Here is a 22,460-nt window from a genome sequence, read left to right on the forward strand (position 1 = left end):
CTGCAACCACCGAAGGCAAATTCAATGAGCTGTTGACCAACCCCATCGTGCTCGGTGTGCTTGGTGGCGCAGCCGTCATCCTGGCGTTGCTGCTCCTGCTGCTGTGGGTACGCCATCGCAACGCCCGTCTTGAAGAAGAGAAGCACCTGCGCATGGCGCGAGCGCTGGCTGAAGAGCCGGAGTTCACATCGAGCCTGGAGCGCGACCTGCCCTCCGACAGTTTCGAAGGCCTGGAAGTGGCGCCGCTGAATGCTGCGCCCACGCCTGCGCCTGCGCGCGCTCCGGTGGTTGAGCCGGTCGTGCCGAGCGTCGCCTCCGTGCTTGCGCCGCTGGCGGTTGCAGTTGCCCCGCAGAACGCCAGCGATGCGCTGGCCCAGGCCCAGTCCCATATTGACCGTGGCCACCTGAACCAGGCGGCTGATGTACTTGAGCAAGCGATCAAGCGCGAGCCCAAGCGCAGCGACCTGCGTCTGAAATTGATGGAAGTGTACGGGCTGCAAAATAACAAGGACGGTTTCGTCAACCAGGAGCGTCAACTGGTGGCCAACGGTGAAAACCATGCCCAGGTCGAGCAGCTCAAAAGTCGTTTCCCGGCCATGGCGGTGTTGGCGGCAGGCGTAAGTGCGGCAGTGGCCGCTGCGGCCCTGGACGCCCAGTACGTCAAGGACTTGCTGGAAGACAAGCCGGCCGCATCGCAGCCAGAGCCCGTGGATACCGATTTCGATCTGAGTCTGGACGAGCTGGAGGCGGCATCGCCGGCTGAGGTCAACGACGATCAGCAGACATTCGAGGCGCTTCTTCAGCAGCAGACGGCAGCCAATGCCAGTGCCGACGACCTGTCGGACTTCGACCTGGATCTGCAACTGGATGCACCGGCGTCCGCGCAATCGGACGATGACTTCCTCTCCGGGCTCGAAGAGCAGATGAAGGATGCGCCTGCCGTCGAGCCGCCGACCCTGGCCCCTACGGCCCTGGATGACTTCGATTTGCCGGAAGATTTCGACCTCTCCCTGGCGGACGAGCCCGAATCGGCGGCCAAGCCGGACGCCTTCGCATCGGAGCTGGATGACGTCAACGCCGAACTGGACCGTCTGTCCCAGAGCCTGGAGCATCCCTCCATCGAGCCATCGTTCACGGCTGAAGATGCGGCGCTCGGTGACGATGAGCCCGAGTTCGATTTCCTTTCGGGCACCGATGAGGTCGCCACCAAGCTGGACCTCGCCCAGGCCTATATCGACATGGGCGATGCCGATGGCGCCAAGGATATCCTGTCCGAAGTGCTGACCGAGGGCAACGAGAGCCAGCGCGGCGAGGCCAAGGAAATGCTCGGCCGGATCTGAAGGCTGATAAACATCCACTGTGGGGCAGGGCGTGCTTCTCCCCACAGTTGGCTTGGCGCCCCTCCCCAACAAAAGCGCCCGTCGTGCAGCCGTCGCCTTTATAATGGCCGCCTTCGCGCAACTCATCAGGCTCTCAGTTCTTGGCAAATATAGATAACGCGGCCGCCGAAATGGCGGCCGCAGGCTTTTACCGCATCGCCCTCGGCGTGGAATACAAAGGCTCGCGCTATCGCGGCTGGCAGCGCCAGGCATCCGGCGTGCTGACGGTGCAGGAAACCCTGGAAAACGCTTTGTCGAAAGTCGCTGACTCGCCGGTGTCGCTGATGTGTGCCGGGCGGACCGACGCGGGGGTGCATGCCTGCGGCCAAGTGGTGCATTTCGATACCCAGGCCGAACGCTCGATGAAAGCCTGGGTAATGGGCGCCAATATCAACCTGCCCCATGACGTCAGCGTCACATGGGCCAAGGTCATGCCGGCGCATTTTCATGCGCGCTTCAAGGCCATCGCCCGGCGCTACCGCTACGTGATCTACAACGATCAGATCCGCCCGGCGCACTTGAACCAGGAAATTACCTGGAACCACCGCCCGCTGGATGCCGAGCGCATGGCCGAGGCTGCGCAGCATCTTGTCGGGGTGCATGATTTCAGCGCATTCCGTGCCGGCCAATGCCAGGCCAAATCGCCGATCAAGGAAGTCCACCATCTGCGCGTGACCCGTCATGGCAAGATGATTGTGCTGGATATCCGTGCCGGGGCATTCCTGCACCACATGGTGCGTAACATTGCGGGTGTGTTGATGACCATCGGTACCGGCGAACGTCCGGTGGAGTGGGCCAGGGAAGTGCTGGAAAGCCGCGTGCGCCGTACCGGCGGAGTGACGGCGCATCCGTTCGGCCTGTATCTGGTGGAGGTGGAGTACCGCGATGAGTTCGAACTGCCGGAGCGTTTTATCGGGCCACACTTCCTCACCGGTTTCAGCGAACTTGGCGGCTGACGCCCGCAAGCGCTTTTGTTACCATCCGGGACTTTCTCGGTTCAATCCCTGAGGTTTCTACGATATGTCAGCCGTTCGCAGCAAGATTTGCGGGATTACCCGCATCGCAGACGCGCTGGCGGCGGTCGAGGCGGGGGCGGATGCCATAGGTCTGGTGTTTTACCCCAAGAGCCCACGCGCGGTGGATGTGTTGCAGGCGCGGGCCATCATCGCCGCGCTGCCACCGTTCGTGACCACCGTGGGCTTGTTCGTCAATGCCAGCCGGTGTGAACTCAATGAAACCCTGGATGCCGTGCCGCTGGACATGCTGCAGTTTCATGGCGACGAAACCCCGGACGAATGCGAGAGCTATCAGCGCCCCTATATCAAGGCGCTGCGCGTCAAGGCCGGCGACGATATCGCCGCCGCCTGTGCCACTTATACGGGCGCGCGCGGGATTCTGCTGGACACCTATGTCGAAGGCGTTCCCGGCGGTACGGGCGAAGCGTTCGACTGGTCGCTGATCCCGGCGGGCTTGAGCAAGCCGCTGATCCTGGCCGGTGGGCTCACCCCGTCGAATGTCGGCGCCGCCATCGAGCAGGTTCGGCCGTATGCCGTGGATGTCAGTGGCGGGGTGGAGCAGGGCAAGGGCATCAAGGATCACGCCAGGATTCGCGCGTTCATGCAGGCCGTGCGCAACAGCAGCGGTGCGATGTGACGGCTGGCAGTCTGCCGCCGTCCATAACTACCACTGTGTAAAACAGCACCGGCGCCGCCCGCGGGAGGCCCGGAAACGAAGTGGCAACCCTGCGCTGGCAGGTTGTCTGGAAGGCTGAGGATACAGGCGGGGAATGGCTGGTCGAACCTCTGACCCCGTCCCGCCGACATCATCGCCACATATGAATTTAGCTCAAGGGCATACGCGGGGCTGTGTTCAAGCCACCGGTACTGGAGAAAGAAAGCATGAGCAACTGGTTAGTAGACAAACTGATCCCTTCGATCATGCGTTCCGAGGTGAAGAAAAGCTCGGTTCCTGAAGGTCTGTGGCACAAGTGCCCATCCTGCGACGCGGTGCTGTACCGCCCGGAGCTGGAAAAGACCCTGGACGTTTGCCCCAAGTGCAACCACCACATGCGTATTGGCGCGCGCGCGCGTATCGACATCTTCCTCGACGCCGACGGCCGCAACGAGCTGGGCGCTGACCTGGAGCCGGTCGACCGTCTCAAGTTCCGCGACAGCAAGAAGTACAAGGACCGTCTGGTCGGCGCGCAAAAGCAGACCGGCGAGAAAGACGCGCTGATCTCCGTCAGCGGCAAGTTGCTGGGCATGCCGGTGGTGGTGTCGGCGTTCGAATTCTCCTTCATGGGCGGCTCCATGGGTGCCATCGTCGGCGAGCGTTTCGTGCGCGCCGCCAACTATGCCCTGGAAAACCGCTGCCCGATGATCTGCTTCGCCGCCTCCGGTGGCGCGCGTATGCAGGAAGCGCTGATTTCCCTGATGCAAATGGCCAAGACCTCGGCGGTATTGGCGCGTCTGCGCGAAGAAGGCATTCCGTTCATCTCGGTATTGACCGACCCGGTATACGGCGGCGTTTCCGCCAGCCTGGCGATGCTGGGCGACGTGATCGTCGGCGAGCCCAAGGCCCTGATCGGCTTTGCCGGCCCGCGCGTCATTGAGCAGACCGTGCGTGAAAAATTGCCGGAAGGTTTCCAGCGCAGCGAGTTCCTGCTCGAGCACGGCGCCATCGACCTGATTATCCCGCGCGGTGAGCTGCGGCCACGCCTGGGTAACTTGCTGGCGCAAATGATGGGCCTGCCAACGCCTGTCTACGTCGCGCCTAAAGTCGAGCCGATTGTCGTGCCGCCGGTGCCGGCAAACCTATGACCCAACGTACCCTGGGCGAATGGCTCGCCTACCTCGAGCAGTTGCATCCGTCCGCCATCGACATGGGCCTGGAGCGCTCGCAACAGGTAGCGGCCCGCCTGGGGTTGGGGCGCCCGGCACCGCGTGTTATCACCGTAACCGGCACCAACGGCAAAGGCTCGACCTGCGCCTTTGTCGCCGCGCTGCTGCAGGCCCAGGGGCTGAAAGTCGGCGTCTACAGTTCGCCGCACCTGCTGCGCTATAACGAGCGGGTGCAGCTCAATGGCGTCGACGCGAGCGACGCGCAACTCTGCGAAGCCTTCGCCGCCCTCGATGCCGGGCGTGGCGACATTTCCCTGACCTATTTCGAGATGGGCACCCTGGCGGCGCTGTGGCTGTTCGAGCGTGCGCAACTCGATATCGTCGTGCTGGAAGTGGGCCTGGGCGGGCGTCTGGACACGGTCAACGTGGTGGACGCCGACGTGGCGCTGGTCACCAGTATCGGTGTCGACCATGTCGATTACCTGGGCGATACCCGCGAATCCGTGGCTTACGAAAAGGCCGGGATTTTTCGCCCCGGCAAACCTGCGCTGTGCGGTGATCTTGACCCACCGCAGCCCTTGCTGGACAAGGTGCGGGAGCTCGATTGCCCGTTCTACCTGCGCGGGCGCGAATTCAATCTCGAGATCGGCGATCAGCATTGGCAGTGGTCCGGGCGCGATGCCCGGGGTCAACAGGTAGTGCTGCGCGATTTGCCGCTGCTGAACCTGCCGATGGAGAATGCCGCACTCGCGCTGCAAGCCTATCTGTTGCTGGATCTGCCGTGGGATGCCGGGTACATTGCCGCAACCCTGCTGGCGACGCGGGTTGTGGGGCGCCTGGATCGGCGCACCGTCGAGTGGCAAGGCAAGCGTCTTAACCTGCTGCTGGATGTCGGTCATAACCCCCACGCTGCAGAATACCTGGCGCAACGGCTGATGCGCACGCCATTGTCCGGCCGTCGCCTGGCGGTGTTCGGCTTGCTGGCTGACAAGGATCTTGATGGCGTGGTTGCGCCGTTGCTCGGCAGCGTAGAGTCCTGGGTCGTTGCGCCGCTGGATACGCCGCGTAGCCGTGCGGCGGCTGAACTGCAAATCGCCTTGCAGAACCTTGGTGCGCCGGTGGCGTCGTATGCAAGCGTCACTGCCGCCCTTGAGGCGCAATGTGCGGTGGCGACGGCCGACGACGAGATTCTGTTGTTCGGATCATTTTATTGTGTTGCCGAGGCGCTCGAATGGCTGGCCCGGCGCTCCACGGAGGAAGCTGCACATGGCATTACTCGATAGCGCATACAAGCAGCGAATGGTCGGAGCCCTGGTGTTGGTGGCATTGGCGGTGATTTTCCTGCCGATGCTGTTTTCCCGTCAGGACGAACAGCGCCAGATAGTGGTTGAAGCGCCCGCTGCGCCCCAGGCGCCGGTGGTGCCCCAGGTTCAGGTGGAACCGGTGGTGGTGCCTGAACCGCAGGCGCTGCCTGAGGAAGAGCCCGTGCCGACCGATGCCGAGGTCGCTGCCCAGCAGGCGCCTTCCATGCCGGTGCAGCCGAGTGTTCCTGTGGTCAAACCGGCTCCGTCAGCGCCTGTCGCAGCCGCCAAGCCTGCCGCGCCGACACCTGCGCCCAAGCCGGTCGCGCCACAGCCTGCCGCGCCGGGCAAGCCGGACGTAGGTCAGAGTCGTATCGACCCGAATGGGTTGCCGATCAGTTGGTCGATTCAAGTGGCCAGCCTGGGCAACCGTGAAGGTGCCGACGCCTTGCAGAAAAAACTGCGGGCCCAGGGCTACAACGCGTATATCCGCAGCGCCGATGGCAAGAACCGTGTGTTTATCGGGCCGCTGATCGAGCGCGCCGAAGCGGATCGCCTGCGCGATTTGCTCGATCGCCAGCAGAACCTCAAGGGGTTTGTGACCCGTTTCCAGCCTGAGCGCGGCTAGGCGGGACGATAAGGTCAACATGTGGGAGGGGGCTTGCCCCCGATGGCGGTGGATCAGTCAGCACATCTGATACTGAACCACCGCCATCGGGGGCAAGCCCCCTCCCACATTGGTTTTCGGCGGTCTTGAAACAGTGTTCCCATTGCCCAATTGATTGATTTGCAAAGCACCCGTAATCACCGCTTACCGATAGCCCGGCGCTCTGCTAAAATGCGCCGCCTTATCCGTACGTAGGCTGCACTGTGCCATTTACCTGGGTTGATTGGGCGATCGTTGCAATCGTCGCCATCTCCGCGTTGATCAGTCTGAGCCGCGGCTTCGTCAAAGAAGCACTGTCGTTGCTGACCTGGATCATCGCAGGAGTCGTAGCCTGGATGTTCGGTGGTTCACTGTCGGTCTACCTGGCCGGGTACATAGAGACGCCTTCGGCCCGCGTCATCGCGGGCTGCGCCATCATGTTCATCGCCACGCTGCTGGTGGGGGCAATGGTCAATTATCTGATTGGCGAGTTGATACGTGTCACCGGCCTCTCCGGGACCGATCGATTTCTCGGCATGGCCTTCGGCGCCGCGCGTGGCGCGTTGCTGGTGGTCGTGGCGGTCGGGCTGTTGAGCCTGGGGCCGGTACAGCAGGATGCGTGGTGGCAGGAGTCGGTACTCGTGCCAAAATTTCTATTGGTTGCAGATTGGTCCAAGAACCTCATTCTGGGGTGGAGCAGTCAGTGGCTGGCCAGCGGAATCAGCGTACCCGCTGATCTTCCGTTCAAGGAACACCTCTTGCCGGCCAAAACGCCTCAGTAAGAGTGTTCAGTCAAGATTCATTAAGTAGGGGTTGCGTCGCATGTGTGGCATCGTCGGTATCGTCGGTAAGTCGAACGTCAATCAGGCGCTGTATGACGCGCTAACCGTCCTCCAGCACCGCGGCCAGGACGCTGCCGGTATTGTGACCAGCCACGACGGCCGGTTATTCCTGCGCAAGGACAATGGCCTGGTACGTGACGTGTTCCACCAGCGTCATATGCAGCGCCTGGTCGGGCACATGGGCATTGGCCATGTGCGTTACCCGACCGCCGGTAGCTCGACCTCGGCCGAAGCTCAACCGTTCTACGTCAACTCGCCTTACGGCATTACCTTGGCGCATAACGGCAACCTGACCAACGTTGAACAGCTGGCCAAGGAGATTTACGAATCCGACCTGCGCCACGTCAACACCAGCTCCGACTCGGAAGTGTTGCTCAACGTATTCGCCCACGAGTTGGCCCAGCGCGGCAAGCTGCAGCCCACCGAAGAAGACGTGTTCGCCGCAGTGATCGACGTGCACAACCGTTGCGTCGGTGGTTATGCCGTGGTGGCGATGATCACCGGTTACGGCATCGTTGGTTTCCGTGACCCCCACGGCATCCGCCCGATCGTGTTCGGCCAGCGTCACACCGACGAAGGCGTGGAGTACATGATCGCCTCCGAAAGCGTATCCCTGGATGTGCTGGGCTTCACGTTGATCCGCGACCTGGCACCGGGTGAAGCGGTCTACATCACCGAAGACGGCAAGCTGCACACCCGTCAGTGCGCGGTTGCGCCGACACTCACGCCATGCATCTTCGAACACGTCTACCTGGCGCGTCCGGACTCGATCATCGACGGCGTATCGGTCTATAAAGCTCGCCTGCGCATGGGTGAGAAGCTGGCCGACAAGATCCTGCGCGAGCGTCCCGAACACGACATCGACGTGGTCATCCCCATCCCGGACACCAGCCGTACCGCCGCGCTGGAGCTGGCCAACCACCTGGGCGTCAAGTTCCGCGAAGGCTTCGTCAAGAACCGCTACATCGGCCGTACCTTCATCATGCCCGGCCAGGCCGCACGCAAGAAATCGGTACGCCAGAAGCTGAACGCCATCGAGCTGGAATTCCGCGGCAAGAACGTTATGCTGGTGGATGACTCGATCGTACGCGGCACCACCTGCAAGCAGATCATCCAGATGGCCCGTGAAGCCGGTGCGAAGAACGTGTACTTCTGTTCTGCGGCGCCTGCCGTGCGCTACCCGAACGTATACGGTATCGACATGCCGAGCGCCCACGAACTGATCGCCCACAATCGTTCCACGCAAGACGTGGCGGACCTGATCGGTGCTGACTGGTTGATCTACCAGGACCTGCCTGACCTGATCGAAGCGGTGGGCGGCGGCAAGATCAAGATCGCCGAGTTCGACTGCGCCGTGTTCGATGGCAAGTACGTGACCGGTGATATCGATGACGCCTACCTGAACAAGATCGAGCAGGCGCGCAACGACTCGTCCAAGATCAAGACCCAGGCGGTCAGTGCGATCATCGATCTGTACAACAACTGAGTAGACACCGGCCCTGAGGGGCCGGTTTTGTATCTTAAATAAAGAATATATGAGGAGTGGCAGCATGAGTCAGGAATGGGATGCCGGTCGGTTGGACAGCGACCTCGATGGCGTAGCTTTCGATACCCTGGCTGTGCGCGCCGGCCAGCACCGTACCCCGGAAGGGGAGCACGGTGACCCGATGTTCTTCACCTCCAGTTATGTGTTCCGCACGGCGGCCGACGCCGCCGCGCGCTTTGCCGGTGAAGTGCCGGGCAACGTTTACTCGCGCTATACCAACCCGACCGTACGTGCGTTCGAAGAGCGCATTGCCGCCCTGGAAGGCGCGGAGCAGGCGGTGGCCACGGCGACCGGCATGGCTGCCATCCTGGCGGTGGTGATGAGCCTGTGCAGCGCCGGCGACCACGTGCTGGTGTCGCGCAGCGTGTTCGGTTCGACCATCAGCCTGTTCGAGAAGTATTTCAAGCGCTTCGGTATCGAAGTGGACTACGTGCCCCTGGCGGATGTGTCCGGGTGGGATGCGGCGATCAAGCCCAATACAAAGCTGCTGTTCGTCGAGTCGCCGTCCAATCCGCTGGCTGAGCTGGTGGATATCGCCGCGCTGTCCGAAGTGGCGCACGCCAAGGGCGCGATGCTGATCGTGGATAACTGCTTCTGCACCCCGGCCCTGCAACAGCCGTTGAAGTTGGGCGCGGACATCGTGGTGCACTCGGCCACCAAGTTCATCGACGGCCAGGGCCGTTGCATGGGCGGCGTGGTGGCCGGTCGCAGCGAGCAGATGAAGGAAGTGGTGGGCTTCCTGCGCACCGCCGGCCCGACCCTGAGCCCGTTCAACGCGTGGATCTTCCTCAAAGGCCTGGAAACCCTCGGTCTGCGCATGAAGGCCCATTGCGCCAACGCCCAGGCCCTGGCCGAATGGCTGGAACAGCAGGACGGTATCGAGAAGGTGCATTACGCCGGCCTCAAGAGTCATCCGCAGCACGCATTGGCCCAGCGCCAGCAGCGCGGGTTCGGCGCGGTGGTGAGTTTCGAGGTGAAGGGCGGCAAAGAGGGCGCCTGGCGCTTTATCGATGCCACGCGACTGATCTCGATCACCGCCAACCTGGGCGACAGCAAAACCACCATCACGCACCCGGGCACCACCTCCCACGGGCGCCTGGCGCCGCAGGAGCGCGAAGCCGCGGGCATCCGTGACAGCCTGATTCGCGTCGCGGTCGGGCTGGAAGATGTCGCCGACTTGCAGGCTGACCTGGCCCGCGGGCTGGCGGCTTTGTGACCGAGTGGTCCATGGAGGCCGCAGCGGCCAGTAATGGGCGCGTTGCGCTGGTGACCGGTGCGGCGCGCGGCATTGGCCTCGGGATTGCGGCGTGGCTGATCAGCGAAGGCTGGCAGGTGGTGTTGACCGACCTGGACCGCGAGCGCGGTTCCAGGGTGTCCAAGGTGCTGGGCGAGAATGCCTGGTTTATCACCATGGACGTGGCCGACGAGAAGCAAGTGGCCCAGGGTGTCGCCGAGGTATTGGGGCAGTTTGGGCGCCTGGATGCGCTGGTGTGCAATGCGGCGGTGGCCGATCCACGCAATATCACCCTGGAAAGCCTCGACCTGGCGTACTGGAACCGCGTGCTGGCAGTCAATCTCAGTGGGCCGATGCTGCTGGCCAAGCATTGCGCACCGTACCTGCGCGCCCATGGTGGCGCTATCGTCAATTTGGCCTCGACACGGGCCCGCCAGTCGGAGCCGGACACCGAAGCCTACGCGGCGAGCAAGGGTGGCCTGCTGGCGCTGACTCACGCCCTGGCGATGAGCCTGGGGCCGGAAGTGCGGGTCAATGCGGTCAGCCCCGGCTGGATCGATGCGCGAGATCCTGCTGCGCGGCGGGCCGAGCCGCTTACCGATGCCGACCATGCGCAGCATCCGGCGGGCCGGGTAGGGACGGTGGAGGACGTGGCGGCCATGGTGGCGTGGCTGCTGTCGCGCCAGGCCGGGTTTGTCACCGGGCAGGAGTTCGTGGTGGACGGCGGAATGAGCAAGAAGATGATCTACAGCGAGTAGGGCGGTCTTGAAGCATTTTTGTCTTTTTCAGAAAAACTTCAAGCGGGCTATTGACTTAGGTCCGCTATCTGCGTAAATTTCGCGGCCTCAACGAAGCAAAGGGTGATTAGCTCAGCTGGGAGAGCATCTGCCTTACAAGCAGAGGGTCGGCGGTTCGATCCCGTCATCACCCACCACTTCTTGAGAGTTTTGCCTTAGGGCAAGACGCAACGTTAAAGGTTGCACCGACGCGCAGCGGTAGTTCAGTCGGTTAGAATACCGGCCTGTCACGCCGGGGGTCGCGGGTTCGAGTCCCGTCCGCTGCGCCATATTTTCCAGGTTCGATGTGTCGGACTTGAGATTGAACAACCCAGGTTGATCGATCAGATGTTTAAAGGTGATTGAGGCTTTACGCTCAGTCAGCCAAGCGATACGCAGCGGTAGTTCAGTCGGTTAGAATACCGGCCTGTCACGCCGGGGGTCGCGGGTTCGAGTCCCGTCCGCTGCGCCATATCAGCTTCAAGGCCCACTGAACGCCTTGAAGCACAAGCGAAGCCATTGGCGGACCTTGATTCGATAGCAAAGACCCTGGTCGAAAGACCGGGGTTTTTTGTGTCCGCGATTTGTCGTTCCGGGCAAGAAGCCGGCGAACCGGCTCCCCTTGTTCATCAAAAACCCAGCTTGTCCCGCAGCCCGTAATACCACGCGCCCATTGCGGCAAAGGGGGTGCGCAACAGCTGTCCACCCGGGAACGGGTAATGGGGCAGGTCGGCAAAGGCGTCAAAGCGCTCGGCCTGGCCTCTCAATGCCTCGGCGAGGACCTTGCCGGCCAGGTGCGTATACGTCACGCCATGGCCGCTGCAGCCTTGCGAGTAATAGATGTTGTCGCCGAGGCGGCCCACCTGCGGCAGGCGCGACAGGGTCAGCAGGAAATTGCCGGTCCAGGCGTAGTCGATCTTCACGTCCTTGAGCTGCGGGAACGCCTTGAGCATCTTTGGCCGGATGATCGCCTCGATATTCGCCGGGTCCCGCGCGCCATACACCACGCCGCCGCCGAAGATCAGGCGCTTGTCGCTCGTGAGGCGGTAGTAGTCGAGCAGGTAGTTGCAGTCTTCGACACAGTAGTCCTGCGGCAACAAGGTCCTGGCCAATTCGTCGCCCAGTGGCGCAGTGGTAATCACCTGGGTGCCGCACGGCATTGATTTGGCCGCCAGCTCCGGCACCAGGTTGCCCAGGTAGGCATTGCCCGCAACGATGATGAACTTGGCCCTGACCTTGCCTTCGGCGGTATGCACCACCGGGTTGGCGCCGCGCTCGATACGCACGGCGGCCGACTGCTCATGGATTGTGCCGCCGAGGGACTCGACGGCCGCCGCTTCGCCCAATGCCAGGTTAAGTGGGTGGATATGCCCACCGCTCATGTCTAGCAGGCCGCCTACATAGTTGTCACACGCCACGACTTCGCGGATGCGACGCTCGTCCAGCAGTTCCAGTTGCGTATGGCCGTAACGCTCCCACAGGCGCTTCTGTGATTCCAGGTGGCCCATGTGCTTGCTGTTGAGCGCGGCGAACACTCCGCCATGCTTCAAGTCGCACTGGATCTGATATTTGGCCACGCGCTCACGAATGATCCTGCCGCCCTCGAAGGCCATCTCGCCCAGCAACTGCGCCTGCCTGGGCCCGACGCTGCGCTCGATGACATCAATGTCGCGGCTGTAGCTATTGACGATCTGCCCACCATTACGACCGGACGCACCAAAACCCACCTTGGCGGCTTCCAGGACCGTCACGCGAAAGCCGTTCTCGAGCAGAAACAGCGCGCTGGAAAGACCGGTATAACCGGCGCCAATCACACAAACATCGGTTTCGACCTCACCTTGCAGCGCCGGACGCGGCGGAACCGCGTTCGCGGAGGCGGCGTAATACGACTGGGGGTAGGGGGTGTTCGCCATCCTGGAACCTCTGTTTTATATTTTTTACGAGTGCGACGATGCTACCTGAGTTGAAAATAGCCTGCCAGCCACCCGTAATTCGCGGGCGCCTGACCCGCGAATAAAAAATTCGCATATTCATAGGGTTAGCTGCAAAAAAGATGTTGACACCCCTACGGAATTCCGTAGAATGCCGCCTCACAGCAGGCACGTAGCTCAGTTGGTTAGAGCACCACCTTGACATGGTGGGGGTCGTTGGTTCGAGTCCAATCGCGCCTACCAAACAAAATCCGCTCTGCTGGGCGGTCTAGAGGGGTCATCGGAAACGGTGACCCCTTTTTGCTTTCCGCGATTTGCAAAACTTTTGCAAAACTTTTGCAAAACTCCCACCTCAAAACGCCAACTCGGCGCCCACCTCGACATACTCGATCTTCTTTTCGTCGTGCCCCTCCTGGTAGTGCTTCGTCATCTTCTCGTCCGCGTGGCCCATGAGTGCCTGGATGTACTCCTGTGGGAATTTCTGCTGCTCGTACAGCCATGCTCCCAAAGCGCGGATCTCGTGAAAAGTGGGTCGCTCACCGGCCGGCACGTGGTCATAGGCGTGAGCCGCGTCCCTGGCCTTGCTGAACTCCTTGGTCAAGTAGTCCGGCGTCACGGATGTCCAGTGATCCTTAGCGTCTATCTGTTCCCGCCGGCGGGCCTTGGGCTTGTAGTGAATCAGGTAGGGCGAGGCGAGCGGCGACCGCAGGCACTCCCCGACTACCTCCCGCAGCGTTGCGCCCATGGTGATCTTCAGGTGTACCGGGTTCTCGTATCCCTGTGTTTTACCTGGCGACACCGTGAGGGTGTTCTTTTCCATATCAGCTGCAGACTTCAGCCAGGTCACGATGTCGTCCCGGCGCTGAAGGCTGGCCAGGGCTAGGCGAATTGCCCGCTTCAGCCATGGCGGCGTTGTCGCGGCATCGATGATCAGCTTCAGTCCATCGAGCGTGTGGCGCTGGCGCTTTTTCTCGGCCTCTTTCTTCACCAGGGTCAGTTCGGCGTTGTTTCGTTCGGCCAGGCCCTTGGCCACCGCGAAGGCGAAGATCTGCACCCACAGCCCGCGGTGCTTCGTGTAGGCGTTGTTGCTGAAGTTATCCAAGTATTCGGCCATTGCCAGCACATCCAGTTGCCCGATCAAACGATCGCCCAGGTCCTGCCGGTACCGCTCGATCTTGAACTTGATCTCCTCCAGGGTGCGCGCGGCATAGGTGCGCCCCGGCAACCATTCTTCTTCGAAGCGCGTCAGCAGGTTGCTCACGATCGGGAGGCGGTCGCCGGTCAGCACAGCCAGCAGCGAACCGTCATCGACGACGAGCTCTGCAAATCTGAGGTTTGCCGCCCTGGCCAGCTTGATTGCCTCTTCCAGCGGGCGGTTGATACTGGTCATCACGCCGGTGACCGGGTTGCGATATCGCCAGTACTTCCCGTTGGGGTAAAGGTTAGGCGGCAGCTTTCTGTTCTGCAGCGTGCGGGGCCGGGCAGCCATCACCCGATCTCCAGCATTTTGGCCAGCAGCGGGTCACTCGACCCCATGACCGCCGCCTGCACGTCCACGAAATACATCCCGCCTTTTACCTCTCCAATCACTTCGCCTTCCTCAATCCATTTTTTCAACTGCTGCAGGCTCGGCTTTCCGCCGACGTACCGCAACTTCCTGTATTCGCCCGCCTCCATGAGGCGTGGCAGCTTGACTGTAATTTGCGCCAGCACCTTTGCCATAGCTACCTCCCGCCCACCGTGGGCCGCGCTGTCTTGATGATGTGGATTGCCAGGCCGAATGTGATCAGCAGCCAGGCGCATGTGCCGGCGAATGCGTAGAGCAGCGCCTCTGTGGTGCCGGTGCCAACCAGGTCGGGGCCGATCCAGATGAACCAGCCGAAGGTTCCTACCAGGTACAGCAAAGCGCCCAGCAGTATCAGGGTGAGTTTCATAGCGAACATGGGTTGTCCTTGCCGCGCTGGGCGGCAGAAGGTGGGTGGGTTATGTAGAGAACTTGGCCAGTGCCTCGTCTGCTACCTTCATCGCCGCCTGGGCATCGTTCACATAGGCAGGGTCAAAACCGCCGCAAAGGTGGATGGTTGCCTGGCAGGCGCGCAGGTTCTCGCGGTTCAGCTTCAGCGCCGCGATCAACTCTTCCCGCGCCTCGGCTTCACCTCGCCCGATATCCCAGAAGCGCTGGCCCCAATGCCCGGCCGGTGGCGAGTTGGAGTTTTGCGCGCCCATGGCCAAGGCGCCGACAACCGCGTCGCACAGATCGCGCTTGTAGGCGTTGTCGCCATCAATGCTGGCGCCTTTGCGGCGAAGGTCATCCAGAACTGCGTTGAAGTCGTCTTGCGTGGGCTTGTTCAGGCTCTTGTAGGGCTCATAATTCTTGAGAAGTGGCGCGTCAGTCAGTTGGTGATGCCTGACCAGGTGCTTTCGAAGCTGGGCGATTTCCGCTTTCAGCTTGGTGACTTCTTCTGATTCGGACATGCAGGAATACCTCGCCCGCCGCTCACCGACAGGCATATAGGGGATTGGAGTAATGGCGTTTTGCCCGGATATCTGTGTCTTTTGGATGGGTGTAAAACGGATATTCATCCCACCCAGTCGCCAGGAGGGCGCGTGCCCCATCAACTAGATGCGCCAATTGCGCACGCGTACCGCGGCCAAACGATGTTTCTCAAGTTCGTCTGGCGGCGCCCTAACGACAAAGCACCGGTCGCTGCGAAGATCATCGAGCCGGCGCCCATTCATGGCCTGGGCGAAGTCGCAGCTGAGCTGATGGGGCCTTGGCCCGACTACCCGTCCGCTATTGATGATGCGATGGCGGCGGCTGAGCGATGGGTCGATAGTCAGCTGCCATGAAGTACCGCACCGGCAGGCATGTAGGGGGATTGGGGTTAGGGCTAAAGGGTTATGGCTTCCAGCTTCTACCAACACGGAAAACCATCATCAAGTTGTGATGGAGAGGGACCTTGAGAACGTGGTCGAAAAACTCGCCCTTGCCGGTGATGAACCCCGTAGGCACCTTGCTTTCAGCGGTACCTAATTCCCGCCAATATTCTTCGCCACCGTTTTTTTCCCAGTAGGCGCGTTCTCGTTTCGGGATCTCGTCGTAAGTTTTATAAAACATCGAGTGGTCCGGAATATCGCAGATCCGCCGCCACGCTGGATTTCGCTTGCACCAGTCGGCAGCACGTTGAGAGGCCAGCTCGGTAGAATAAAATTCTTTGGTGTTCTGTTCGGTCATGGGTTCACCCGCTGGCCGAGCATCACGTCGGCGACAATTTCCCAGAGCTGGGCCGGTGACCACTGGTACCGGTCGAAGTCGCCATCGGGCTCAATTCCTATTACGCAGCTCGACTGCGCGCCTTGCTGGCCCTCCCAACCCTTTTTCAGGATCGTCGCTACCTTTCCGTCACCACCTGGTTCTGTTTGGTGAAAGTCGTAGGCCCGCATGCGGTACGTCGACCCGGCAGCAATAGCCTGTCGGCCGGTTTGCAGCATCTCTACAGTTCCATTGCGCACCCATGGCCGGCCGCCCCTGGCGCTGCGGGCGCCTTCATGGATGTACAGCTCATGCGTTGCCTGCTTGAAACAGGCAGCTGCGGGCGGCAACTCGGCAAATTCAACGTTGATCTGCGTGCCCACTATTACCAGGGAGTCAAAATCAAAGCGGTGATTGTGGATGGCCGAGTGTTCAAAGCACGCCCGGCGCGGTAGCTCAGGGTGCCAGACGTGCATGCGCTGTTTGCCTTCCAACTGGATCTGCACAAAGCCCAGGCCGTGCAGGGTGATCTTGTCGGTCATTACGTCGTCAATGATGCTCATGGATTCTCCTTTTCGAAGTGGAACACCACCGGCGCGCCAGTCTCGGCGATCAGTCCGTAGGACTTGGCCAGGCGATAGATAGGGTGGTAGCTGTTGAGGGAGTTGATGTGCCCGGCGATCCATTTCCGCCAGCCTTCCAGGGTTTGGCCGCCCTTGCTGATGTTGCAGGGCGCGCAGGCCGGCATCATGTTCTCCAGCACGTCATGCTCGGGGCGCAGCGGCTTGCCTGATACCAGCTTCCAGGTGCCGGCGGCGGTCTGCTTGGATAGCAGCTCACGCACCACCGGGGCGAGATGGTCGGCGTGCCAACGGTCACCCAGCAGCACCCCGCAGTAGGCGCAGTGCCCACCGTATTTCAGGCGAACTTGCTCGCGCTCAGCTTTCTTCAAGCGCATGGCTGGCCCTCGCGGCGGCGATCTCGTCGATGAGCGGCTGAGGGAGCTGCGCGGCGAACTCGCCTTCCGACCACGAAAGGGGCTCGGATTGGCGGATCATCTCGTTCAGCAACTCGAATGCCGCGAACAACTGTTCGTCGCGGATTTCGCCGTCCTCCGGTAGGTCGTCGCCAAATACGTCCGAAGGATCTATTTCTCGTGGCATGTTCGGCTCGCAGATGCAGAGCTGCAGGTCGGCCAGCTCGATATCGCTGTCGATCAGGTAGTCGCGCAGGCTGTCTTCGTCGAAGAAATATTGGTCGCTGTCGAATATTACCAACGGTTCGCCGGACCACTCCTTGACGGGCATCGCTGCGAACTTCGCTTGGCGGCTTTCCTGGTGACACTGCTGGCAGTAGCTCCGAATCTCGTGGATCGGATGATCCGGATTCTTCTCGCATTGGCGATGGGTGGCGCCACACCAGCGCGCCATATGCTCATCTTTGCCCCAGAAGCGGCCATCAGCGCCTACCCAGCCTGTGACGGTTTGGATGCTGGCAGCTTGTGGGGATTCGTACATCACGACTTTTTCTTCAGGCATGACTTCGTCCTTGCCGCCACAGCGGCTATCAAATTCATAGAGGGGAGAGTTATCGTTGCCTCCTCAGATAGGGAGGTGCGATGTGGTCGTACACGGAGTTGAATATCGATTTTGCTGCGCCTCAAGTGTCGTCGAAGGACGCGATGGACTTGCGATGGAGTGCTGGAGGGGTAACAACGGACCGTTGTTTGAGATATTTCGAAATGATGAAACGCTTCGATTCGAGGTGACGTTATTCATACCGGATGTTCCGCTTGAGTTGCTCGAATATGCGGTTCCGATTGCCCGAGAGTGGTTGGGAGAATTTGTTCCCTATCCCTGATGCCGAATCCTTGCCGCTATAGCGGCTGACTTTGAAGAGGGAGGGTATTAATGATTTGTAAATCTAGGCATCATTGAGGATGGCGTACCGCCATCATCAATTGAGATTACGGAATGATCACTTATTCAATACGCAAGCGCGGCGAAACTGACGAACACCATATTTTTGAGGGGAGGCTGACCAGCCAAGACCCCAGAGAGTGTAAATCTCAACTTCAGTCAATCTGCAAAAAGGCAACATTCAGCGAAACCACTTGGATCAGCCTGAGTTGTCTTTCAGAGGAATCCGCAAGGACGAGTGCTGCCAAACTTGGAAGGGCTGTTTGCGGAACTTGTGTGAGCCATCTATACGCGACTCCAGAATAAAACCCAGTACTTCGCTGCGCACAACCTTCTAATTGTCGGATCCAGTGTAGGTGCGCCATGGCACCTTCACGCCGTTGACCAGAAAGCCCCAGTCACCACGCCACTTGCTGGTGATGAAGAGGGTGTAGACGCCGCCGGGCGATAGCTCGTCGATCCGGTGGTACTCGCCGTGGTTGAGCCGAGCGGTGTCGCCGGCGTGGCGGTCGATGCATTCGGTGGCCTGGGCGCCGGCCGGCACGTTCAGGCCTGACAGCACTGGGTCTTCATGGTCGAGCAGCCGCTGTTCCGTGTACCAGCCTCGCAGGATGATGGTGCGGGCGTTCCATGGGTGGTCATGCAGATCCCGGTCTTCGTCGGGACGCATGATGTGGTGCACGCGGAACGACCACGGGCACCACCACAGCGCTGGCTTGTGGGTTTCTCGGGAGTAGGGATTGAACAGCCACCAGCGGCCCATGTACATCTCGGTGCCGTCGGCGGACATGATGTGCAGGTACGGGTTGCGCTGGGCGCGCGCGATGAGCCAGGCGGCAACCGCCGGCCGCGCAAGCAGCTTGGCGACCAGGCGCCAGAAGAGATTGATCATGCTGCCTCCTTGATCGGCCGGAACACGCACTTGCACTCGTCAAAATGGGCAATCACCTTGCCCGCGGCGTCGAAGTATTTGACGTTCCAGGTTGGGTGGCAGTTGTGCGTGTGCTTGCCGTACTTCAACTGGTTGGCGAACTGAACATCGAGATTCGCTGAGCCGTTCATTCCGACGATTGTGCCGAGGTCACCTTCCACCTCGACCATCATGCCCAGCTTGGCGAACTCGATGCCGCGGCACCGGATCATGCTGTCGACGAATTGCTGGGCCCTGGTTTGTTTGGGGATGCTTTTTTCTGTAGGCATGGGGACTCCTCAATGGCCGCGTCACGACCAGAAGTGATGTCAAGGGGGAAAGTTGTAAGAAGGCTCCGCACAAGTCTCACGGCTGTTTTCAAAAGTGTCGTGACGCCAAGCTTTGGCTATCAACCAAGCCGGAGCGCTACCGCATGAAACAACTCATCGCTGAACTCATGTACCAAGTCTTGATTGAGGTGTTTAGCCAGATTTTGCTACGCCTCGCCGAGTGGATGGCGGCTTTGCCATGGCTCTGATTTACGCCGCGACAGATTGGCTTTGCTCATTGCGCCACGGGTCATTTGCCCGTGCCAGTGCTGCCATCGGCGGCGGGCTGACGCTGTTGCCACACATGTGCACCTGTTGAGTCTTGGTGAACGGCTTGCCGTCGGCACCGTGGCTGATGATGTAATCGGCCGGGAAGCCTTGGGCTTTGTACAACTCGGCCGGCTTCAGCATCCGCAAGCAGATGTCGACGATCACGTAGGGCGTGCCCTTAACCATCACGGTGACCATGGCCAGGCGGTCCTTGGTGGTGATCGTCGGCGCAGGCGAGTCGCAAGCGCTGATGTTCTCGGTACCGTAGTAGCTGATCAGGAATGCCGCTACACGAAGGGCGCCGGCCTCATGCTCAGGCGAGAGCGTAAGTGAAACCAGCGAGCTCTTGCCACCGCCGCCCGCCGTGATCGTCGGCGCCGGATCATCCAGGCCCTGGCCCACGCTCCCGCCGAATGCCCGCTCCATGAATGCGCTGACCAACCCGTGGTGCTGGCCGCCGGCGCTGACGGTGTGCAGCGGGTCAATGACGTTCCGGGCATCGCAGTTGCCGCGCAAGTGCACCAGGTTCGCCGCCACCAGCTGTTGCTGGCTGCCGGTGTTGGTCACCGTGGTCATCGGGTCTTCGATGCTCTTGGCGTCGGTGGCGTTGAAGCCGCCATTCATCTGGGCCATGAACACCGTGGATATGCCCATGGCGTGCGCGGCCCCGGCCGGGCGCTGATAGTTGCCGCCGCTGGTGATGGTCGGCAGTGGTTCGTCCAGCGCCTTGCCCGCGTCGTTGAATCGAAACTTCACCAGGTGCGCTGCTGCGATCGCGCGGTGACTGCGGGTCATGAGCGTGCCGACTGGTTGATCTACTGTAACTGGGTGACCGGCATACTCTGGCCCACCAGCCCCCACCAGGATTGAGCTGGTCAGTGCGTGTTTAACGCCGCCGGCAACCACCGTGCCCAGCGGTTGGTCCAGGCCTGGCACTCGCGGCTCTTGCCCTGGGCGCTCACCGTAGCCCGACTGAATCAACGTAGGACTGATCAACGTCAGCTCGCCACGGTTCGCACAGGTCACGGTGGGCAGCGGCTCAAGCGGGTCATTGATGCGATCGCTGCCCTGGTGTGTAGCCGGTGCGATGATCGGGCTCACCACTGAAAAGGCGCCTCCCTTGGGGTAGGAAGTGATGGTGCGCAGCGGCTCGTCTGCCGACTGCACCGTTTCACCCGACCAGTTTGCGATCGGCACAATGAATGGCGCCGCGCTATCAATGACGAACTTCTTCATACCCTTGGCAACGCGGCGCAGGGTGGCCGGCGCCAGGTCTTTCTTGCGACCGAAAATGCTTTTGCCCAGTTCAGTGAAGTCGATACAGTCAGCGGCGGTTTTCCACTTCTGCTGGCCTTTGCCGGGATGTTTGGCATGGGTTGGCTGTGGCCACACGATTGGCTGCCCGTCGCACCGAGCGATCATGAACAGGCGTTCCCGGCTGGTCGGCGCGCCGAAGTCGCAGGCCTTGATCACCTTCCATTCAACGACATAGCCCATGCCTTCCAGCAAGGCCACGAACCGGCGCCAGGTGTGGCCGCGCTGCTTGGGGTCAGGAATCAGGAACTGCTGGCCCACCGGCACAACCTCACCAGGTGCAGCCACGTCGCCGTCGAGCTTCACCACGCGGCCAGTTGCCTTGTCGCGCTTGGCGATCAGGCGACCCCACTGCAGGATCTGCTTCACGTTCTCCAGGCTGATCACCCGGGGTCGCTTCATGCCTGCCCACTTGAGGCCGATCCACGAAAGGTTGCGGATCTCGCGCTTGCGCGGCTGACCCCCGGCCGCCTGGCTGTGGTGCGTGCAGTCCGGCGACATGTGGAACCAGCCGACGGCCTTGCCGCCGCACTCGGTGTCCGGGTCACCTTCAAATACGTCGGTGGTGAAGTGCTTGGCGCCTGGGTGATTAACGGTGTGCATGCTGATCGCTTGAGGGCTGTGGTTCTTCGCCACGTTCACCGTGCGGCCCAGGCCCATTTCCAAGCCGGTACCTGCACCGCCGCCGCCACAGAAGAAGTCGACAACGATTTCATCATCTTGTGGGTTGAAGCCGAGTCCGTATTGGGTTTTGAAATCGAAGGTGCATTTCTTATTTTGTGCGGACATAGGGGATCCTTGCCGGGCCATGCCCGGGGTGTGGTGCTACGATGGCCACTCCCTCTAAATGGGCTGGACCATGACAAAGCACGATATCTACGATGAGATCGAAGGCTTTCAGGTTTGGAACTACATGGAGTGCGACAAGGACGAGGAGGGCCGGGAGACCTGGCGTATCAACGTCGAGGTAAAGCGTGGTGATGAGGTGGTGGTGCTGGTTGTTGCGGGGTACCGAACCTTTGTTGACCGTGGCCTGGCGCAGGTTGCTGGGCGTGAGCTTGGAGCAAGGCTAATTGCTGAGCGAGTCATCTAGATAACGGTTTGAGATTTTGTTGGCGCAGGCGTAACGTACCATGAGGCGACAGTCGACATTAGGTAGCAGTGGAGCGAATTTAAGCTTTGCTAGTAACTTACAAAAGTTTGAATTGTGATATTGAGTGACTTGTTAACTTATCTCGGTAGAGGAGCTTCATGTGTTTGAAGAAATATTCAGAGCGAGAGTTGCAGAGCTAAGAGCGATGTTTTCTGCTACGAGAGGGGTGCTTCATAAAGGCGAAAAGGGCGCCTTGAGAGAATCGTTTGTGATCAATTTGTTGCAGCAATTTTTGCCTTTTCATTTTGGTGTTGGCTCTGGCGTTGTTGTGGACAAAAATGGCTCCGAGAGCGTTCAAGTTGATATTGTTATATATGATAAGCGAACCATGCCTCCAATTTTGGAGACGGCAGGTCGAGGGGTATATCTTATAGACTCTGTATTAAGAGTTATTGAGGTTAAAAGCGTTGTAGATGGTAGGGCTTTGGACCAGTTTTCTAGGATGATCGAATGCTTCGATCCAGAAAATCCGCAAGGCCTGAAAATGGCAGGTAAAGGAAAGCTTGAAGGTGGACAAAGCTACTATCCAGTCTGCGCTCTTTTCGGGTTTGAATCTAAAGTATCGAGTCTGGGGGATTTTTGTTATCGGAATCCTATAATTAAGAACTCATCAGGTTTGGTTTATTTGGACTCTGGTGGCCTGTGGACGCATAAAATGTTTGATACGACAAACATTGAGCTGGACTACGACGGACGATACATTGAATTTGATGACGATATTTACGGTTTGAGGATGTTTGTCGGATTACTGTTTGATCAGTTAGAGGAGTCAGCAAGGTCGAGGAGTGACTATAAACCTCTTGACTGGCTTTTATAG

The 22,460-nt window shown here is 60.3% G+C and carries 25 protein-coding genes and 4 tRNA genes; 17 read left to right on the top strand and 12 right to left on the bottom strand.

What is annotated here, in order from left to right:
- The 13 genes from BFP89_RS19845 to BFP89_RS19905 form a co-directional block, all read left to right on the top strand.
- The coding region (locus BFP89_RS19845; protein WP_305119632.1) for a FimV/HubP family polar landmark protein at window positions 1-1,340 on the top strand (1,340 nt) is incomplete at its 5' end.
- A 170-nt stretch (window positions 1,341-1,510) separates the two neighbouring features.
- A complete protein-coding gene (gene truA / locus BFP89_RS19850; RefSeq protein WP_065887082.1) occupies window positions 1,511-2,335 on the top strand; it encodes a tRNA pseudouridine(38-40) synthase TruA in 825 nt (274 codons plus the stop codon).
- A 64-nt stretch (window positions 2,336-2,399) separates the two neighbouring features.
- The gene (locus BFP89_RS19855) at window positions 2,400-3,032 is read left to right on the top strand and encodes a phosphoribosylanthranilate isomerase (RefSeq protein WP_065887083.1); all 633 of its coding nucleotides are present in this window, start codon (window positions 2,400-2,402) and stop codon (window positions 3,030-3,032) included.
- A 245-nt stretch (window positions 3,033-3,277) separates the two neighbouring features.
- On the top strand, window positions 3,278-4,198 hold the full coding sequence (gene accD / locus BFP89_RS19860) for an acetyl-CoA carboxylase, carboxyltransferase subunit beta (RefSeq protein WP_005789754.1): 921 nt from the start codon (window positions 3,278-3,280) through the stop codon (window positions 4,196-4,198).
- Window positions 4,195-5,502, top strand: a complete 1,308-nt coding sequence (gene folC / locus BFP89_RS19865; protein WP_065887084.1) for a bifunctional tetrahydrofolate synthase/dihydrofolate synthase — start codon at window positions 4,195-4,197, stop codon at window positions 5,500-5,502. The genes accD and folC overlap by 4 nt, the downstream gene beginning before the upstream one ends.
- Complete coding sequence (locus tag BFP89_RS19870; protein WP_065887085.1) at window positions 5,486-6,148, top strand: SPOR domain-containing protein; 663 nt, start codon at window positions 5,486-5,488, stop codon at window positions 6,146-6,148. The genes folC and BFP89_RS19870 overlap by 17 nt, the downstream gene beginning before the upstream one ends.
- 242 nt (window positions 6,149-6,390) lie before the next feature.
- Window positions 6,391-6,948 carry a CvpA family protein gene (locus BFP89_RS19875; protein WP_003234314.1) on the top strand — a complete coding sequence of 186 codons (558 nt, stop codon included), beginning with the start codon at window positions 6,391-6,393 and terminating at the stop codon, window positions 6,946-6,948.
- Window positions 6,949-6,988: 40 nt separating this feature from the next.
- Window positions 6,989-8,494, top strand: a complete 1,506-nt coding sequence (gene purF, locus BFP89_RS19880; RefSeq protein ID WP_065887086.1) for an amidophosphoribosyltransferase — start codon at window positions 6,989-6,991, stop codon at window positions 8,492-8,494.
- A gap of 64 nt (window positions 8,495-8,558) precedes the next feature.
- Complete coding sequence (locus tag BFP89_RS19885; protein ID WP_065887087.1) at window positions 8,559-9,770, top strand: O-succinylhomoserine sulfhydrylase; 1,212 nt, start codon at window positions 8,559-8,561, stop codon at window positions 9,768-9,770.
- Between the two features lie 11 nt (window positions 9,771-9,781).
- Window positions 9,782-10,546 (top strand): SDR family oxidoreductase, encoded by a 765-nt coding sequence (locus BFP89_RS19890; RefSeq protein WP_034116861.1) that lies wholly within the window; start codon window positions 9,782-9,784, stop codon window positions 10,544-10,546.
- Window positions 10,547-10,646: 100 nt separating this feature from the next.
- Window positions 10,647-10,722: transfer RNA gene (locus BFP89_RS19895), tRNA-Val, on the top strand.
- A gap of 55 nt (window positions 10,723-10,777) precedes the next feature.
- Window positions 10,778-10,854, top strand: a tRNA-Asp gene (locus BFP89_RS19900).
- A 105-nt stretch (window positions 10,855-10,959) separates the two neighbouring features.
- Window positions 10,960-11,036: transfer RNA gene (locus BFP89_RS19905), tRNA-Asp, on the top strand.
- A gap of 157 nt (window positions 11,037-11,193) precedes the next feature.
- Here BFP89_RS19905 and BFP89_RS19910 read toward each other — a convergent pair.
- Window positions 11,194-12,477: an NAD(P)/FAD-dependent oxidoreductase gene (locus tag BFP89_RS19910; protein ID WP_065887088.1), complete on the bottom strand. Its 1,284-nt coding sequence runs from the start codon at window positions 12,475-12,477 to the stop codon at window positions 11,194-11,196.
- A gap of 184 nt (window positions 12,478-12,661) precedes the next feature.
- On the opposite strand from BFP89_RS19910, the gene BFP89_RS19915 reads away from it, so the two are divergent.
- Window positions 12,662-12,738, top strand: a tRNA-Val gene (locus BFP89_RS19915).
- 109 nt (window positions 12,739-12,847) lie between these two features.
- On the opposite strand, the gene BFP89_RS19920 is transcribed toward BFP89_RS19915, so the two are convergent.
- From BFP89_RS19920 to BFP89_RS19935, 4 genes are read right to left on the bottom strand one after another with little or no spacing between them, the layout of a single operon-like run.
- Window positions 12,848-13,984, bottom strand: a complete 1,137-nt coding sequence (locus BFP89_RS19920) for a tyrosine-type recombinase/integrase (protein ID WP_065887089.1) — start codon at window positions 13,982-13,984, stop codon at window positions 12,848-12,850.
- A complete protein-coding gene (locus tag BFP89_RS19925) occupies window positions 13,984-14,217 on the bottom strand; it encodes a hypothetical protein (RefSeq protein WP_034134173.1) in 234 nt (77 codons plus the stop codon). Before BFP89_RS19925 ends, BFP89_RS19920 begins: the two co-directional genes overlap by 1 nt.
- Before the next feature lie 2 nt (window positions 14,218-14,219).
- Window positions 14,220-14,438, bottom strand: coding sequence for a hypothetical protein (locus tag BFP89_RS19930; RefSeq protein ID WP_065887090.1), 219 nt, complete (start codon window positions 14,436-14,438; stop codon window positions 14,220-14,222).
- 40 nt (window positions 14,439-14,478) lie between these two features.
- Window positions 14,479-14,970: a hypothetical protein gene (locus BFP89_RS19935; RefSeq protein ID WP_083208111.1), complete on the bottom strand. Its 492-nt coding sequence runs from the start codon at window positions 14,968-14,970 to the stop codon at window positions 14,479-14,481.
- 132 nt (window positions 14,971-15,102) lie between these two features.
- Between BFP89_RS19935 and BFP89_RS19940 the strand changes: the two genes are divergently transcribed.
- Window positions 15,103-15,345 (top strand): hypothetical protein, encoded by a 243-nt coding sequence (locus tag BFP89_RS19940; RefSeq protein WP_065887091.1) that lies wholly within the window; start codon window positions 15,103-15,105, stop codon window positions 15,343-15,345.
- Window positions 15,346-15,394: 49 nt separating this feature from the next.
- Here BFP89_RS19940 and BFP89_RS19945 read toward each other — a convergent pair whose 3' ends face one another.
- The 7 genes from BFP89_RS19945 to BFP89_RS19975 form a co-directional block, all read right to left on the bottom strand.
- Window positions 15,395-15,730, bottom strand: coding sequence for a hypothetical protein (locus BFP89_RS19945; protein WP_065887092.1), 336 nt, complete (start codon window positions 15,728-15,730; stop codon window positions 15,395-15,397).
- Window positions 15,727-16,311, bottom strand: a complete 585-nt coding sequence (locus BFP89_RS19950) for a hypothetical protein (protein WP_065887093.1) — start codon at window positions 16,309-16,311, stop codon at window positions 15,727-15,729. Before BFP89_RS19950 ends, BFP89_RS19945 begins: the two co-directional genes overlap by 4 nt.
- Entirely contained in the window at window positions 16,308-16,706 is a 399-nt protein-coding gene (locus BFP89_RS19955; RefSeq protein WP_065887094.1) for an HNH endonuclease, read from the bottom strand. Before BFP89_RS19955 ends, BFP89_RS19950 begins: the two co-directional genes overlap by 4 nt.
- Complete coding sequence (locus BFP89_RS19960) at window positions 16,687-17,286, bottom strand: hypothetical protein (protein WP_065887095.1); 600 nt, start codon at window positions 17,284-17,286, stop codon at window positions 16,687-16,689. Before BFP89_RS19960 ends, BFP89_RS19955 begins: the two co-directional genes overlap by 20 nt.
- 715 nt (window positions 17,287-18,001) lie before the next feature.
- Entirely contained in the window at window positions 18,002-18,559 is a 558-nt protein-coding gene (locus BFP89_RS19965; RefSeq protein ID WP_065887096.1) for a hypothetical protein, read from the bottom strand.
- Window positions 18,556-18,867 (bottom strand): hypothetical protein, encoded by a 312-nt coding sequence (locus BFP89_RS19970; RefSeq protein ID WP_065887097.1) that lies wholly within the window; start codon window positions 18,865-18,867, stop codon window positions 18,556-18,558. The genes BFP89_RS19965 and BFP89_RS19970 overlap by 4 nt, the downstream gene beginning before the upstream one ends.
- Before the next feature lie 249 nt (window positions 18,868-19,116).
- The gene (locus BFP89_RS19975; protein ID WP_065887098.1) at window positions 19,117-21,279 is read right to left on the bottom strand and encodes a DNA cytosine methyltransferase; all 2,163 of its coding nucleotides are present in this window, start codon (window positions 21,277-21,279) and stop codon (window positions 19,117-19,119) included.
- Between the two features lie 70 nt (window positions 21,280-21,349).
- Between BFP89_RS19975 and BFP89_RS19980 the strand changes: the two genes are divergently transcribed.
- The gene (locus BFP89_RS19980) at window positions 21,350-21,583 is read left to right on the top strand and encodes a hypothetical protein (protein ID WP_065887099.1); all 234 of its coding nucleotides are present in this window, start codon (window positions 21,350-21,352) and stop codon (window positions 21,581-21,583) included.
- Between the two features lie 160 nt (window positions 21,584-21,743).
- Window positions 21,744-22,460, top strand: coding sequence for a DUF6602 domain-containing protein (locus BFP89_RS19985; RefSeq protein ID WP_065887100.1), 717 nt, complete (start codon window positions 21,744-21,746; stop codon window positions 22,458-22,460).

The organism is Pseudomonas sp. 31 R 17 (genome assembly GCF_900004915.1).
Classification (GTDB): Bacteria; Pseudomonadota; Gammaproteobacteria; order Pseudomonadales; family Pseudomonadaceae; genus Aquipseudomonas; species Aquipseudomonas orientalis_A.